This is a genomic window from Nonomuraea sp. 3-1Str, assembly GCF_031570565.1.
Classification (GTDB): Bacteria; Actinomycetota; Actinomycetes; order Streptosporangiales; family Streptosporangiaceae; genus Nonomuraea.
The window spans coordinates 19,359-32,545 of sequence record NZ_JALHBK010000001.1 but is presented as its reverse complement, the minus strand read 5'-3'; the positions used below and the strand labels follow the sequence as shown (position 1 = coordinate 32,545).

Annotated in this window: 11 protein-coding genes; 6 read left to right on the top strand and 5 right to left on the bottom strand. The window is 72.0% G+C overall.

Annotation, left to right across the window (positions count from 1 at the left end):
- Position 1: 1 nt before the first annotated feature.
- Positions 2-1,111, bottom strand: a complete 1,110-nt coding sequence (gene serC / locus MTP10_RS00155) for a phosphoserine transaminase (protein ID WP_310706853.1) — start codon at positions 1,109-1,111, stop codon at positions 2-4.
- A 152-nt stretch (positions 1,112-1,263) separates the two neighbouring features.
- Between serC and MTP10_RS00150 the strand changes: the two genes are divergently transcribed.
- Positions 1,264-3,774 (top strand): hypothetical protein, encoded by a 2,511-nt coding sequence (locus tag MTP10_RS00150; protein WP_310706852.1) that lies wholly within the window; start codon positions 1,264-1,266, stop codon positions 3,772-3,774.
- Between the two features lie 45 nt (positions 3,775-3,819).
- On the opposite strand, the gene MTP10_RS00145 is transcribed toward MTP10_RS00150, so the two are convergent.
- Positions 3,820-4,926 (bottom strand): citrate synthase 2, encoded by a 1,107-nt coding sequence (locus MTP10_RS00145; protein ID WP_310706851.1) that lies wholly within the window; start codon positions 4,924-4,926, stop codon positions 3,820-3,822.
- Between the two features lie 252 nt (positions 4,927-5,178).
- Here MTP10_RS00145 and pdxH point away from each other — a divergent pair, with 252 nt between their 5' ends.
- Together pdxH and MTP10_RS00135 are read left to right on the top strand one after the other, a co-directional pair.
- The gene (gene pdxH / locus MTP10_RS00140) at positions 5,179-5,832 is read left to right on the top strand and encodes a pyridoxamine 5'-phosphate oxidase (protein ID WP_310706850.1); all 654 of its coding nucleotides are present in this window, start codon (positions 5,179-5,181) and stop codon (positions 5,830-5,832) included.
- Positions 5,833-5,842: 10 nt separating this feature from the next.
- The gene (locus MTP10_RS00135; RefSeq protein WP_310706849.1) at positions 5,843-7,093 is read left to right on the top strand and encodes an MFS transporter; all 1,251 of its coding nucleotides are present in this window, start codon (positions 5,843-5,845) and stop codon (positions 7,091-7,093) included.
- Positions 7,094-7,168: 75 nt separating this feature from the next.
- Here the strand turns inward: MTP10_RS00135 and MTP10_RS00130 are convergent, their stop codons facing one another.
- Positions 7,169-7,798 carry a UdgX family uracil-DNA binding protein gene (locus MTP10_RS00130; RefSeq protein ID WP_310706848.1) on the bottom strand — a complete coding sequence of 210 codons (630 nt, stop codon included), beginning with the start codon at positions 7,796-7,798 and terminating at the stop codon, positions 7,169-7,171.
- A 121-nt stretch (positions 7,799-7,919) separates the two neighbouring features.
- On the opposite strand from MTP10_RS00130, the gene MTP10_RS00125 reads away from it, so the two are divergent.
- The 3 genes from MTP10_RS00125 to MTP10_RS00115 all read left to right on the top strand — a co-directional run bounded on the left by MTP10_RS00125 (position 7,920) and on the right by MTP10_RS00115 (position 11,761).
- Positions 7,920-8,624: a metal-dependent transcriptional regulator gene (locus tag MTP10_RS00125; protein WP_310706847.1), complete on the top strand. Its 705-nt coding sequence runs from the start codon at positions 7,920-7,922 to the stop codon at positions 8,622-8,624.
- A 123-nt stretch (positions 8,625-8,747) separates the two neighbouring features.
- Positions 8,748-10,967, top strand: a complete 2,220-nt coding sequence (locus MTP10_RS00120; RefSeq protein ID WP_310706846.1) for a SpoIIE family protein phosphatase — start codon at positions 8,748-8,750, stop codon at positions 10,965-10,967.
- Positions 10,968-10,984: 17 nt separating this feature from the next.
- Entirely contained in the window at positions 10,985-11,761 is a 777-nt protein-coding gene (locus tag MTP10_RS00115; RefSeq protein WP_310706845.1) for an alpha/beta fold hydrolase, read from the top strand.
- 15 nt (positions 11,762-11,776) lie between these two features.
- Here the strand turns inward: MTP10_RS00115 and MTP10_RS00110 are convergent, their stop codons facing one another.
- Positions 11,777-11,938, bottom strand: coding sequence for a hypothetical protein (locus tag MTP10_RS00110; RefSeq protein ID WP_310706844.1), 162 nt, complete (start codon positions 11,936-11,938; stop codon positions 11,777-11,779).
- Positions 11,939-11,993: 55 nt separating this feature from the next.
- Positions 11,994-13,139 carry an acyl-CoA dehydrogenase family protein gene (locus MTP10_RS00105; protein WP_310706843.1) on the bottom strand — a complete coding sequence of 382 codons (1,146 nt, stop codon included), beginning with the start codon at positions 13,137-13,139 and terminating at the stop codon, positions 11,994-11,996.
- Between the last annotated feature and the right edge of the window lie 48 nt (positions 13,140-13,187).

Below are 13,187 nucleotides of genomic sequence, written 5' to 3'. Positions count from 1 at the left end.
GTCAGACGCGCTCGACCACGTAGTCGATGCACGCGGTCAGCGCCTCGACGTCGGCCGGGTCGATCGCCGGGAACATCGCCACGCGCAGCTGGTTGCGGCCCAGCTTGCGGTACGGCTCGGTGTCGACGATGCCGTTGGCGCGCAGCACCTTGGCCACCGCCGCCGCGTCCACGTCGTCGGAGAAGTCGATCGTTCCGACCACCTGCGAGCGGAACTCCGGCGCGGCGAACGGCGTCGCGAACGACGCCTTCTCGGCCCAGGAGTAGAGGCGCTGCGCCGAGTCGGCCGTGCGGGCGGTCGTCCAGGCCAGGCCGCCGTTGCCGTTCATCCAGTCGAGCTGGTCGGCCAGCAGGAACAGCGTGGCCACGGCCGGGGTGTTGTAGGTCTGGTTCTTCGCGGAGTTGTCGATGGCGACCGGCAGGCTGAAGAACTCCGGCACGTAGCGGTCCGTGGCGGCGATCTCCTCGACGCGGGCCAGCGCGCGCGGCGACATCAGCGCGATCCACAGGCCGCCGTCGGAGGCGAAGCTCTTCTGCGGCGCGAAGTAGTAGACGTCGGTCTCCTCGATCGACACGGGCAGGCCGCCCGCGCCGGAGGTGGCGTCCACGAGCACGAGCGAGTCGTCGGAGCCGACGCGACGGATCGGCATGGCGACGCCGGTCGAGGTCTCGTTGTGGGTGAGCGCGTAGACGTCGACGCCGTCCTCGGCGACCGGCGTCGGGTGGGTGCCGACCTCGGACTTGATCACCGACGGCTCGCCCAGCCACGGCGCCTTGCGGGCGACGGTGGCGAACTTGGAGGAGAACTCGCCGAACGACAGGTGCTGGGAGCGGTCGCGGATCAGCCCGAAGGAGGCGATGTCCCAGAACGCGGTGGTGCCGCCGTTGCCCAGGACGACCTGGTAACCCTCGGGCAGCGAGAACAGGTCGGCCAGCCCGGAGCGCACGCGGCCGACCAGCTCCTTGACCGGCTTCTGGCGGTGGGAGGTGCCCATGACGCTCGCCCCGGCGGAGGCGAGGGCGGCCAGCTGCTCGGTGCGTACCTTCGAGGGCCCGCAGCCGAAACGGCCGTCGGCGGGCTTGATGTCAGCGGGAATCACGATGTCAGCCACCCGACCAGGTTACTGAGCCGCTCGGGATGACTTGGCCCGGGTCCGGATTGTGAGATGTGCGCGTCGCTGGTCGCCGCTCGTGACGATCACATACGCTCGGCCTGGTCAGGTGAATCTCGGGGGAGCAGTCGAGTCCGGAGGCCGGTTCGATCATGCCCAGCAGCCCGGTGTACCAGGTGATCGACGAGGCCGTGCGGAGGCCGTCGCCGCTGTCGAAGGAGCGCGGGCTGCCGATCCTGGTGTTCACCGGCGATCCGGCGACGGCCGGGCAGGCCGCCGGCACCGCGGCCTGGTTCGGCCGGCGGGTGCCGTACGCGGAGATCCACGCCGGGGACTTCCCGGACGTGGCGGCCATCGTCGAGCGGCTGGCGGGCGCCCAGGGCATGCTGTCCACCTGGGTGCGCGGCACGCTGCTGCCGCCGCCCCGGTTCCCGCTGACCCTGTTCGCCCTGTGGGCCCGGAGCCGGCGCGGCGCCGAGGTCCCGGGCGCGGGCACCCCGCCCAACCCCGTGGTGAAGCGGCTGGTGTTCCGGCAGTGGCTGATCGACTGGCGCAAGGAGCGGGCGCGCACCGGCCGGGTGCGCAGGGCCATGGCCGACTACGTGGGCCGCGCCATGACCACCTGGATCCCCGCCTCCGGCCTGGCCGCGTACGGGCTGCAGCAGCTCGTGGACGGCCTCAGCCTGCTGGTGTGGGGGGCGGGCATCGCCGTCGCGCTCGTCGGCGGACTCGTCCACGCCCTGCTGCTGATCCGGGGGCCGATCTTCTACCGCTGGTTCCGCCGGGCCCCCTACTTACGGCGCGGGCGGGACGAGAGCGTCATCGAGTACGCGGTGCGCGTCAGCGAGGCGCCGCCGGAGGAGGTCGAGCGGCTGCTGGTCGCCGCCCTGCTGGAGGACCTGCGCCAGGCGTACCAGCGCCGGGTCATCCCATGGCCCGGCTGGGGCCGCGACACGTACCCGGTGATGTGGCTCGGCGACGCCGACCCGGGCACGGCCGGCCGCCGGTTCATGGAGTTGCTGAACGACGTCAGGACGGCCACCGGGCAGAAAGGGCCGCTGCTGCTGGTCGTCTCGACGACGGTGCCGCCCGCGGCGCAGCCCGCCGAGCCGCCCCGCGGCCCCGAGGCGGACGCGGTCGAGCTCTACCACGGCTGGCGCGACCTGGTGCGCCGGGTGCGGCCCAGTCCGTACGTGCTGATCGAGGCGGGCCCGCGCGGGGGAGCCGGCAAGGACAAGCCGCGCAGGCTGCTGCCCGTGCGCCCGCTGGCCTACTGGCTGGCCGTGGCGGCGCTGATCGTGCTGCCCCTCACCGGGGCCGTCGTCGCGACCGCGGGCTGCGGCGCCGAGCTGACCAGGGTGGCCGACCAGTGCGTGGGCCTCGGGGCGCTGGAGAAGATGGGTCCCCACCCCCTCGTCCAGCCGGTGCTGAGCCGCATCGAGCGGCAGAACTCGCAGATCCCGTTCGCCGCCAAGGTCTTCACCGTCGCCTACCTCGGCCCGCTCACCACGCAGCCCGGCGCGGCGTTCAAGGACGGCCAGATGGCCGCGGTGGCGGGCGAGCTCACCGGCATCGGCGCCTACCAGGACAGCTACAACCGGAGCAAGTCCGACTGGAAGATGAGGATCGTCTTCGCCAACACCGGTCAGGACTTCCTCAGCGCCGAGCTGGCGGCCAGGGACATCGAGGACCGTGCCCGGCGCGACCCCTCGCTGACGGCCGTCGTGGGCTTCGCCTGGAGCCGCGAGGAGGTCAGGCGGGCCGTGAACGTGCTGACCGGAGCCAACCTGCCGATGGTCAGCACGGTGAGCACGGTCGGCCAGATCGCCGGGGCCGGGCAGCAGCGGTCGGCCTACCTGTTCCGGCTCGCGGTCGTCGACGAGCTGCAGACCAAGGCCACGGTGGAGTGGCTGGCCACGCTGGGCCTGGGCGAGGGCCTGGCGCCGAAGCCGAACGTGGCCGTGGTCTGGCAGCGGCAGCCGGGCGAGCTGTACAGCGAGGACCTGAAGAACCTGTTCCTGCGCGAGTATCCCGGGGTGAAGTCCGAGCACTCCTTCGGCGACGACGCCTCGCTCGGCGCGGCGATGGAGGAGGCGTGCGGGAGCGGGGCGCGGGTCGTCTACTACACGGGCCGGGCCGACTTCCTCAGCGGCCTCAAGCGGGCGTGGGGCGCCTCGTGCGAGCGGCGCAAGGTCAGGCTGGTCGTCTCGGACGACCTCACGGGCGCCATCGCCAACGACGTCACCTCCAACGGGCGCGGGCACGACACGACCCTGTCGTTCGTGTCGCTGACCGACGTGCGCGACGCCTCGCTCAACCAGGGGCAGAAGACGCTGCGGCAGTGGGCGGGCACGTCGTTCGTGTTCTCGTTCGCGCACGCCTCGTTCGGCTACGACGCGGCGCAGGCGGTGGCGATCGCGGTCGACGCGTACCGGACGCAGAGCGGCGCGGAGGACATTCGCGACGGCGTGCACTACAACCTGAGGGGCCTGCGCTTCGACGGCGCCACGGGGTCGGTGGCCTTCTCCGGCGACGCCAGGGACCACGACGCGCAGGGGCGGGAGGTGTGGCTCATGTCCGTCGAGTCGGGGCAGCCGATCCGGGCCCGGTGGGTGTGCAGGCCGACGGCGGCGGTGGCCGGCTGCGCCGCGCCGCCCAGGTGAGGTGCGCCCGGGAGGCGCGGCGTGGCCGGCCGGAACGGCGCCGGGTCAGATGGTGCCGGCGACCTCGGCGGCCCCGGGCACGTCACTGAGCGGACGCGAGGCCGGGCCGATGTAGTTGGCGCTCGGGCGGACCAGGCGGCCCGTCCGCTTCTGCTCCAGGATGTGCGCGGCCCAACCGGCCGTGCGGGCGCAGGTGAACATCGAGGTGAACATGTGCGACGGCACCTCGGCGAAGTCGAGGACCACGGCGGCCCAGTACTCCACGTTGGTGGCCAGCACACGGTCGGGCTTGCGGGCGTGCAGCTCCTCCAGAGCCGCCTGCTCCAGCGCGGCCGCCACCTCGTAGCGCGGCGCGTCGAGCTCCTTGGCGGTACGGCGGAGCACGCGGGCACGGGGGTCCTCGGCGCGATAGACGCGGTGGCCGAAGCCCATGAGCCGCTGGCCCTTGTCCAGCTCGCTCTGCACGTACTTCTTGGCGTCGCCCATCTGCTCGACGCCCTCGATCATGTGCAGCACGCGGGCCGGGGCGCCGCCGTGCAGCGGGCCGGACATGGCCCCCACGGCGCCGGACAGAGCGGCGGCCACGTCGGCGCCGGTCGAGGCGATCACCCGGGCCGTGAACGTCGAGGCGTTCATGCCGTGCTCGGCGGCCGAGGTCCAATAGGCGTCGATGGCCTTGACATGCCTGGGGTCGGGCTCACCGCGCCAGCGGACCATGAACCGCTCGACGATGGTCTTGGCCTCGTCCACACGGCTCTGCGGCACCATCGGCAGGCCGAGGCCCCGCGCCGACTGCGCCACGAAGGACAGGGCCATCACCGAGGCGCGGGCGAGCTGGTCGCGCGCCTCCTCGTCCGAGATGTCGAGCAGCGGCTTGAAGCCGTAGGCCGGGGCCAGCATGGCCAGGGCGCTCTGCACGTCCACCCGGATGTCACCGGAGTGGACAGGAATGGGGAACGGCTCCGCCGGGGGCAGGCCCGGCTGGAACTTGTTGTCGACCAGCAGGCCCCAGACGTGCCCGAAGGGGACACGGCCGACCAGCTCCTCGATGTCGACGCCGCGGTATCGAAGGGCGCCCCCTTCTTTGTCCGGTTCCGCGATCTCGGTCTCGAAGGCCACGACGCCTTCGAGGCCGGGTTTGAAGTCGGACATTGTTGGCCGCCTCCCTTTCTTGCCATGTTCCGGCAATGCTGCGTGTACGGTTGCGGCCGCTTCGGGACTCGTCGGCATTGTTGCCTCGCTCTCTCGCCCCGAGCTCCACCGCTCTGTTGATGTCGAGATACCGGCGGGTCAATTTAACCCCCTGCCGAGTCATGCTCGGTCTCCGGACCCGTTGAAACGCCATCGCCCCAGGTCGGGGGCTCAGTATGGGGCCCGCGGCCGGGCGCGCAAGAATACCGTCTCGTGGATGCCACCTCGCGCCCGCCCTCGCTGGCCGGGCTTCGCCGCACGTATGAGGGCGAGCCGCTGCTCGAATCCGACGTCTCTCCCGATCCGATCACGCAATTCAGCGTGTGGTTCGAGGACGCGCTGCAGGCCGGCGTGCCCGAGCCGAACGCCATGGTGCTGGCCACGGCCTCGGCCGGCGGCCGGCCCAGTGCCCGCACCGTGCTGCTCAAGGGCTACGACCAGAGCGGCTTCGTCTTCTACACCAACTACGAGTCGCGCAAGGGCCGCGACCTGGCCGAGAACGCCAGGGCCTCGCTGCTGTTCCCGTGGCACCCCATCCGGCGCCAGGTGCGCGTGGAGGGCTCGGTGGTGCGGCTGCCGCACGAGGAGTCGGCGGTCTACTTCCGCTCCCGGCCGTACGGCTCGCGCGTCGGCGCGTGGGCGTCGCGGCAGAGCGCGGTGGTGCGCTCGCGGGAGGAGCTGGACGCCCGCTACGAGGAGCTGGCGGCGCGCTGGCCGGACGATCCGCCGGTGCCCGACTTCTGGGGCGGCTACCGGGTCGTGCCGCTGGAGGTGGAGTTCTGGCAGGGCCAGCTCGACCGGATGCACGACCGGCTCCGCTACCGGCGAACCGGAACCCGGTGGGTCCTGGAGAGACTCGCCCCTTAATGTGCGTCACGTGGCAATCGGGGAGCTCGTAAAACGTCACTTACTGGACACCCGGCCGCTGGCCGTGCCCGCGTACCGGCGGATCTGGGTCGGCCAGGCCGTCTCGCACGTGGGCAACGCCGCGACCCTCGTCGCGGTCGGCCAGCAGGTCTACGTCCTCACCCACTCGTCCTTCTGGGTGGGCCTGCTGGGCATGGCCAACTTCGTCCCGCTGGTCGCCTTCGGCCTGTGGGGAGGCGCGGTCGCCGACGCGGTGGACCGGCGCCGCCTCCTGCTCGCCGGCTCGGCCATCTCGTGGGCGGGAACCCTGTTCATCCTGCTCCAGGCGCTCCTCGGCCTCGGCAACGTCTACGTCCTGCTGGCCGCCGTCGCGGTGAGCGCCACCGGTTTCGCGATCAGCTCGCCCACCCGGGGCGCCATCATCCCGCGCATCCTCACCCCGGACCTCGTGCCGGCGGCCAACGCACTCAACTCCCTCGTCCACAGCCTCGGGGCCATCGCCGGGCCGATGATCAGCGGCCTCCTCCTCGCCTGGTCCGGCTACCCGGCCGTCTACGCGCTCGACGCGGTCCTGTTCGGCGCCGGCCTGTACGCGGCCCTGCGTCTGCCGTCGCTCTCGCCGCAGGGCGTGGTGCGGCGGCCCGGGGCGCGGGCGGTCGCCGAGGGGCTGCGGTTCATCCTCGGCAGCCAGGTGCTGCTCATGTCGTTCGTGGTGGACATCATCGCGATGGTGCTCGCGTACCCCCGCGCCCTGTTCCCGCAGGTGGCGGCCGAGCGGTTCGGCGGCGACCCCCTCGCCCTCGGCTGGCTCAACGCGTCCATGGCGATCGGCTCGTCCGCCGGTGCGCTGTTCTCCGGCTGGGTCGGGCGGGTCACCCGGCAGGGGATCGGGCTGGTCGCGGTCATCGCCGTGTGGGGGCTGTCCGTCGCCGCCGCCGGGCTCGTCCACCAGTTGTGGGCCGTCGTGGCGTTCATGGCCGTGGGCGGGGCGGCCGACGTGGTGTCGTCGGTGTGGCGGCAGTCCATCCTCCAACTCCACGCGCCGGACGAGATGCGCGGCCGCATGCAGGGGGTCTTCCTCGTGGTCGTGGCCGGCGGGCCGCGGCTGGGCGAGCTGCGGGCCGGCGCCACGGCCGCCGCGTTCGGGCTGGGCGCGGCCTGGGTGGGGGGCGGGCTGGCGTGCGCCGCCGCCGTGCTGGCCGTCGGCCTGTCGGCCGCCCGCTTCAGGAACTACCGCTCCGGCGACCGTACGGAGGCTTAGGCGACCGTACGGAGGCTCGGGCGGCCGGTACGGAGGCTCGGGCGAGCGCACGGAGGCTTGGGGCCGTACGGAGGCTCAGGCGGCGTCCTTGACGGTGCCCGCGGCGACCCGGAGGTCGGCCAGGAAGCCCGCGTAGGCCGCGTCCCGGTCCGGGGCGCGCAGCACCGCCGACGGGTGGATCGTCGCGACGGCCAGCGCGTCCCCCAGCGGCACGGGCTCGCCCCGCTGCCGCGTCACCCGGAACGCCGCCCCCAGCAGCGACCGGGCCGCCGTGGCGCCCAGCACCACGACCACCTCCGGCTCCACCACCGCCAGCTCGGCCGTCAGCCACGGCTGACATGCCTCCACCTCGGCGGCCGTCGGCTTCTGGTGGATGCGCTGTTTGCCGCGCAGGACGAAGGAGAAGTGCTTGACCGCGTTCGTCACATAGACGTCGTCGCGGTCGATGCCCGCCTCCTCCAGCCCCCGGTCCAGGATCCGCCCGGCGGGCCCCACGAAGGGCGCGCCCTTGCGGTCCTCCTGGTCGCCCGGCTGCTCGCCCACGAGCATGAACCTGGCCCGCGCCGGCCCCTCGCCGAAGACCGTCCGGCTGGCGTTCCGGTACAGGTCGCATCCCCGGCAGACCGCCGACGCCTCCCTCAGGGAGTCCAGGTCGAGGTGGTCGGGAAGGAACCGGGCCGCCCCGTTGTTGCCGTCCTTTGCCATCGCCGGTCCTTGTCCGCAAGTGAAGAGGTACGCAAGTAAGGTTTCCTCTGAACTTGTGTGCCCGAGGCGGACGGGCTCAGTCCCTGCCATGACCGGCGTAGCATTCCAGATGGGAGGAGCCTTGACCGCACACGGCCTGATCGACACGACGGAGATGTATCTCCGGACGATTTACGAGCTCGAAGAGGAGGGCATCGTCCCCCTCCGGGCCCGCATCGCCGAGCGTCTCCAGCAGAGCGGCCCCACCGTGAGCCAGACCGTGGCCCGCATGGAGCGCGACGGCCTGGTCCGGGTGGAGGGCGACCGGCACCTGTCGATGACCGAGCTGGGCCGCACCCTCGCCACGCGGGTGATGCGCAAGCACCGCCTCGCCGAGTGCCTGCTGACCGAGGTGATCGGTCTGCCGTGGGAAGAGGTGCACATCGAGGCGTGCCGCTGGGAGCACGTGATGTCGGAGTCCGTCGAGGCCCGCCTGGTGACGCTGCTGCACAACCCCACGACCTGCCCCCACGGCAACCCCATCCCGGGGCTGGGCGAGCTGGGAGCCCAGGAGCCGGCCGACACGACTGTGTCCGTCTTGACCTCGATGTCGGCCCTGGCCGGACCGAGGGACATACCCGTGGTCGTGCGGCGAATTAGCGAACAAGTGCAAAGCGATCCCGCCGTGATGCTTAAACTCAAGCAAGTTGGGATACAACCCGGACGCGAGGTCACGCTCGCGGCGAGCGACGACGGTGTACGGGTGACAGGTGACGGTGACGCGAACGACATTCCCGCGGAGCTACCGCGCGACGTTGCCGCGCACGTCTTCGTCTCCAAGCGCTGACGCGCGCGCTGCTGCTTGGTTGAATCCCTCGAGGGAGGCCCTCCACTCCCCTCCGGTCAAGACTGTTGCAGGAGCGCCCGTGGTTCGCTTTGCGCACATGCCTCCCCGAGGAGTGGTCTCCGGATGAAGCGCTGGGGGGATCTCTCCGAGGACGCGGCCGACCAGCTCGCCGCGGAGTCCGTCCTGGACCACGCCGAGATGGCGGTCGTGGTGACCGACCGCTTCAGCAACCTCCTGTACTGGAACCCGTTCGCGGAGAAGCTGTTCGGCCGGCCCGGCAAGTCCGTGGCCGGTGACACGTCGGTGCTGTCCCTCGGCATCCTGGAGAAGGACCATCCGCTCGCGGTCGAGCTGGCCAAGCACGTGCTCAAGGGCGGCGTCTGGGAGGGCACGTTCGACGTCCGGCGCGGCGACGGCACGATCGTCTACGTGCGCGCCCAGGCCGTGCCGCTGCGCCATCCCTCCGGCTCGGTGACCGGCATCGTGATCACCGCCCGCGAGGCGCTGCGCAGCAACGAGCGCGAGAAGGACCGCTTCGGCCTGCTGGAGCGCATCGGCGAGCGGCTCGCCGGCTCCCTGTACGTCGAGGAGACGCTCAAGCGGGTCGCCGAGATGCTCGTCCCGCAGTTCGCCGACCACTGCTTCATCGAGCTGATGGAGGGCGACCGCCTGGTGCGCCGGGTGTCGCAGCACGTGCAGGGCTGGACCCCGCCGCCCGGCACCTGGAAGCCGGTCGGCGCGGAGATCCGCTACCCTCCCGGCCACTACGCCGACGTCGCGATGCGCCGCCAGGAGACGATCCTCGTCGAGGACTTCGCGGTCAACAGCTTCCCCAGCCCGAGCGAGAACAGCGCCAAGCTGTGCGGCGAGGTCGGCATGACCTCCGCGATCGTGGCGCCGCTGTGCGTGCGCGGCGAGACCCTCGGCCAGATGTACCTCGGCCTGTCCAACCTGACCGACCGGCGCAGCCCCCACTACGACGCGTTCGACCGTGACTTCGTCGGCGCCATCGCCACCCGGGTCGCGCTCGCCATCGACAACGCGCTGCTGTTCGAGGAGGAGCGCCACACCGCCGAGTCGTTCCAGAAGCACCTGCTGCCGAGGGCGCTGCCGCAGCTCGACGGGCTGCAGATCGCGGTGCGCTACTACCCGGCGGCGCCGCTCGCCTCCCACGGCCAGGGCATCCAGACCCAGGTCGGCGGCGACTGGTACGACGTGATCCCGCTGTCGGCCGGCCGGGTCGGCATCGTCATCGGCGACGTCGAGGGCCGGGGCGCCCGCGCCGCGGCGATCATGGGGCAGCTCCGCGCCGCGCTGCGGGCCTTCGCCCAGGACGACAAGTCGCCCGCCGACATCCTCGCCCGGCTCGACGAGTGGACGCGCATCATCGCCACTCCCGAGAAGGACGACAACGGCGCCGACATCAGCGTCCCGCCCATCGTGACCTGCCAGTACCTCGTCTACGACGCCTGGTCGCGCACGTTGTCGTTCGCCAACGCCGGCCACGCGCCGCCGCTGCTGCTGGTCGACGGCGAGTGCGTCGAGATGGACATCGAGGACGTCGGCCAGCCGCTGGGCGTGCGCGCCAAGGGCCTGCACGCCGACCTCGTCTACAAGGAGCAGACCCGCGTGCTGCCGCCCGGCGCCGCCCTGCTGCTCTACACCGACGGCCTGGTGGACCGGCGCCCCAACCGCGACGGCCAGATGGCGAGCGACGAGGAGACGCTGGGCGTGCTGCGCGAGAAGCTCGCCAAGTACGCCGACGCCGAGGTGGAGCGGGTGGCCGACGCCGCCACGGTGGCCGTGCCCGGCGAGATCGACGACGACATGGCGATCCTCGTGGTCCGCTCCAGCCAGGCCGATCTCGACGTGGAGGAGCGCACGTTCCCCGCCCAGCCGATCATGGTGGGCGAGGCGCGCCGCATGGCGTCAGAGGCCTTCGACGCGTGGAACGTACCGGGGGAGCGGGCCGAGCTGGCCTGCCTGCTCGTGTCGGAGGTCGTCACCAACGTGGTGCTGCACGCGGCGACCGCCACCGTGCCGCGCCGCGAGCTGACCGTGGACGGGCCGCTGCCGTTCGACGAGTCGTGGGACGTGCCGGGCTTCGAGGACGAGGTCGTGGGCGAGAAGGAGTTCACGCTGCGGCTGCGGCGGGGCGACGAGGCCGTCTGGGTCGAGGTGTTCGACCAGGACCTGCGGCTGCCGCGCATCCGCAGCGCGGGGGAGAACGACGAGGGCGGCCGCGGCCTCTACCTGGTGGACCAGTTGGCCCGGCGTTGGGGCTCGCGACCCACCAGGGAAGGCAAAGCCGTCTGGTTCGAGATTCCCACCCGTAGCCGCTGAGTGGTTCACTCGTCGGCATGGAGCTGGCCTTCGAGCGGCGTGGCACCGGCGCGCCGCTGATCCTCGTCCACGGCATCGGCCACCACTGGCAGGCATGGCTGCCGGTGATCGACCGGCTGGCCGCCTCGCGCACCGTGATCGCGCTCGACCTGCCCGGGTTCGGAGTCTCGCCACCGCTGCCCGCCGGCACGCCGTACACCGCGGAGTCGCTGGCCGACGCGGTCGAGGCGTTCTGCGACCTGCTCGGGGTGCGGGAGCCGCACGTGGCGGGCAACTCGCTGGGCGGCTACATCGCGCTGGAGCTGGCCTCGCGCGGCGTGGTCCGCACCGCCACCGCGCTGTCGCCGGCCGGCTTCTGGTCGCGCTCGGAGCTCCTGTACGGCCGGACGGCGCTGCGCGCCATGCGGGCGGCGGCCGGCGCGCTGTCGCCGGAGCAGGCCGTCCGGGCCGCCTCCACCCCGGCGGGCCGGGCGGTGAGCGCCGGCCTGCTGGTCGCCCACCCGTCCAGGCTCTCGCCGGAGGCGCTGGTCGCCGCCTCGCAGGCGCTGGTCGCGGCGCCGGGGTTCGAGGAGACGCTGGAGTCGTTCGCCGGGATGATGCCGCCCGCGCCGCCCAAGGCGCCGATCACGATCGCCTGGGGCGAGCACGACCGGCTGCTGCCGCGCCGCCAGGCCGTGCGCGCGGCCCGGTGGTCGGGGCAGCGGGTCAAGCTGCTGCTCGGGTGCGGCCACGTGCCGATGAGCGACGACCCGGAGCTGGTGGCGCGGGTCCTGCTGGAGGGCAGCGGCGGCTAGGGCGGTGCGGCAGGGTCAGCGGAAGGTCTGGCCCCACAGGAGCAGCATGACGATCACGAATACGATCATGATGCCGGCGTAGCCGACGGCGCCCAGGCGCAGCGCGCGCCGCACGCGGTTCAGGACCCAGGCGAACAGCAACGCGAGGAACACCAGGAGGATCAGGCCGCTGTCCATGGTTGCCAGTATGCGCCGCCGCGAGGCCCGGCGTGCGCTGGACGACCGCGTCTCTCTAGAACCCGAACGACCGGCCGATGATCTCTTTCATGATCTCGGTGGTGCCGCCGTAGATGGTCTGCACCCGGCTGTCCGCCCAGGCCTTGGCCACGGGGTACTCCATCATGTAGCCGTAGCCGCCGTGGAGCTGGAGGCAGCGGTCGATGACCTTGTTCTGCAGCTCGGTGGTCCACCACTTGGCCTTGGCCGCGTCCACCGCCGTCAGCCGCCCGGCGTTGAGCGCGAGCACGCACTTGTCGACGTAGTGGCGGGCGATCTCGGTCTCGGTGGCGAGCTCCGCCAGGACGAACCGGGTGTTCTGGAACGACCCGATGCTCCGGCCGAACGCCTGCCGGCCCCGGCAGTACTCCACGGTCTGCTCCAGCACGGCCTCCGCCGCGGCGACCGCGGCCACCGCGATCGACATGCGCTCCTGGGGGAGGTTGCGCATGAGCTGGAAGAACCCCTGGCCGTCGTCTGGGCCGAGCCGGTTGGCCACGGGCACGCGGACGTTCTCGAAGAACAGCTCGGCCGTGTCCTGCGCCTTCATCCCGATCTTGTCGAGGTTGCGGCCCCGGCCGAACCCCTCCATCCCGCGCTCCACCACGAGCAGCGTGATGCCCCGCGCGCCGGCCTCGGGGTCGGTCTTGGCCACGACCACGACGAGATCGGCGTTGACGCCGTTGGTGATGAACGTCTTCTGCCCGTTGAGCACGTAGTGGTCGCCCTCGCGGACGGCGGTGGCGCGCACGCCCTGGAGGTCGCTGCCGGCGCCTGGCTCGGTCATCGCGATGGCGGTGATCAGCTCGCCGCTCGCGAAGCCCGGCAGCCACCGCTGCTTCTGCGCGTCGTCGGTCAGCTCCACCAGATACGGGGCCATGACGTCGTTGTGCAGGGAGAACCCGAGGCCCGTGGCGCCGTGGCGCATGATCTCCTCGACGATCACCGTGTTGAACCGGAAGTCGGTGACGCCCGCGCCGCCGTACTCCTCGGGGACCGAGAAGCCGAACATCCCGAGCTCGCCGGCCTTCTTCCAGACCTCGCGCGGGACGATGCCGTCCTTCTCCCAGCGGCCGTGGTGCGGGACCACCTCGCGGGCCATGAACTCGCGCACGGTCTCGCGGAAGAGCAGGTGCTCCTCCTCGAAGAGGTCTCGCTCCATCGGTCTCCTCCAGGCAGGCGTGAACGGACGCCAGAATACGATTCTGTT

Excerpts from the sequence above, each read along its gene's own strand:
- MTP10_RS00150 (WP_310706852.1), top strand. The coding sequence starts at position 1,264 with ATGCCCAGCAGCCCGGTGTACCAGGTGATCGACGAGGCCGTGCGGAGG.
- MTP10_RS00145 (WP_310706851.1), bottom strand. The coding sequence starts at position 4,926 with ATGTCCGACTTCAAACCCGGCCTCGAAGGCGTCGTGGCCTTCGAGACC.
- MTP10_RS00130 (WP_310706848.1), bottom strand. The coding sequence starts at position 7,798 with ATGGCAAAGGACGGCAACAACGGGGCGGCCCGGTTCCTTCCCGACCAC.
- MTP10_RS00120 (WP_310706846.1), top strand. The coding sequence starts at position 8,748 with ATGAAGCGCTGGGGGGATCTCTCCGAGGACGCGGCCGACCAGCTCGCC.
- MTP10_RS00115 (WP_310706845.1), top strand. The coding sequence starts at position 10,985 with ATGGAGCTGGCCTTCGAGCGGCGTGGCACCGGCGCGCCGCTGATCCTC.
- MTP10_RS00110 (WP_310706844.1), bottom strand. The coding sequence starts at position 11,938 with ATGGACAGCGGCCTGATCCTCCTGGTGTTCCTCGCGTTGCTGTTCGCC.
- MTP10_RS00105 (WP_310706843.1), bottom strand. The coding sequence starts at position 13,139 with ATGGAGCGAGACCTCTTCGAGGAGGAGCACCTGCTCTTCCGCGAGACC.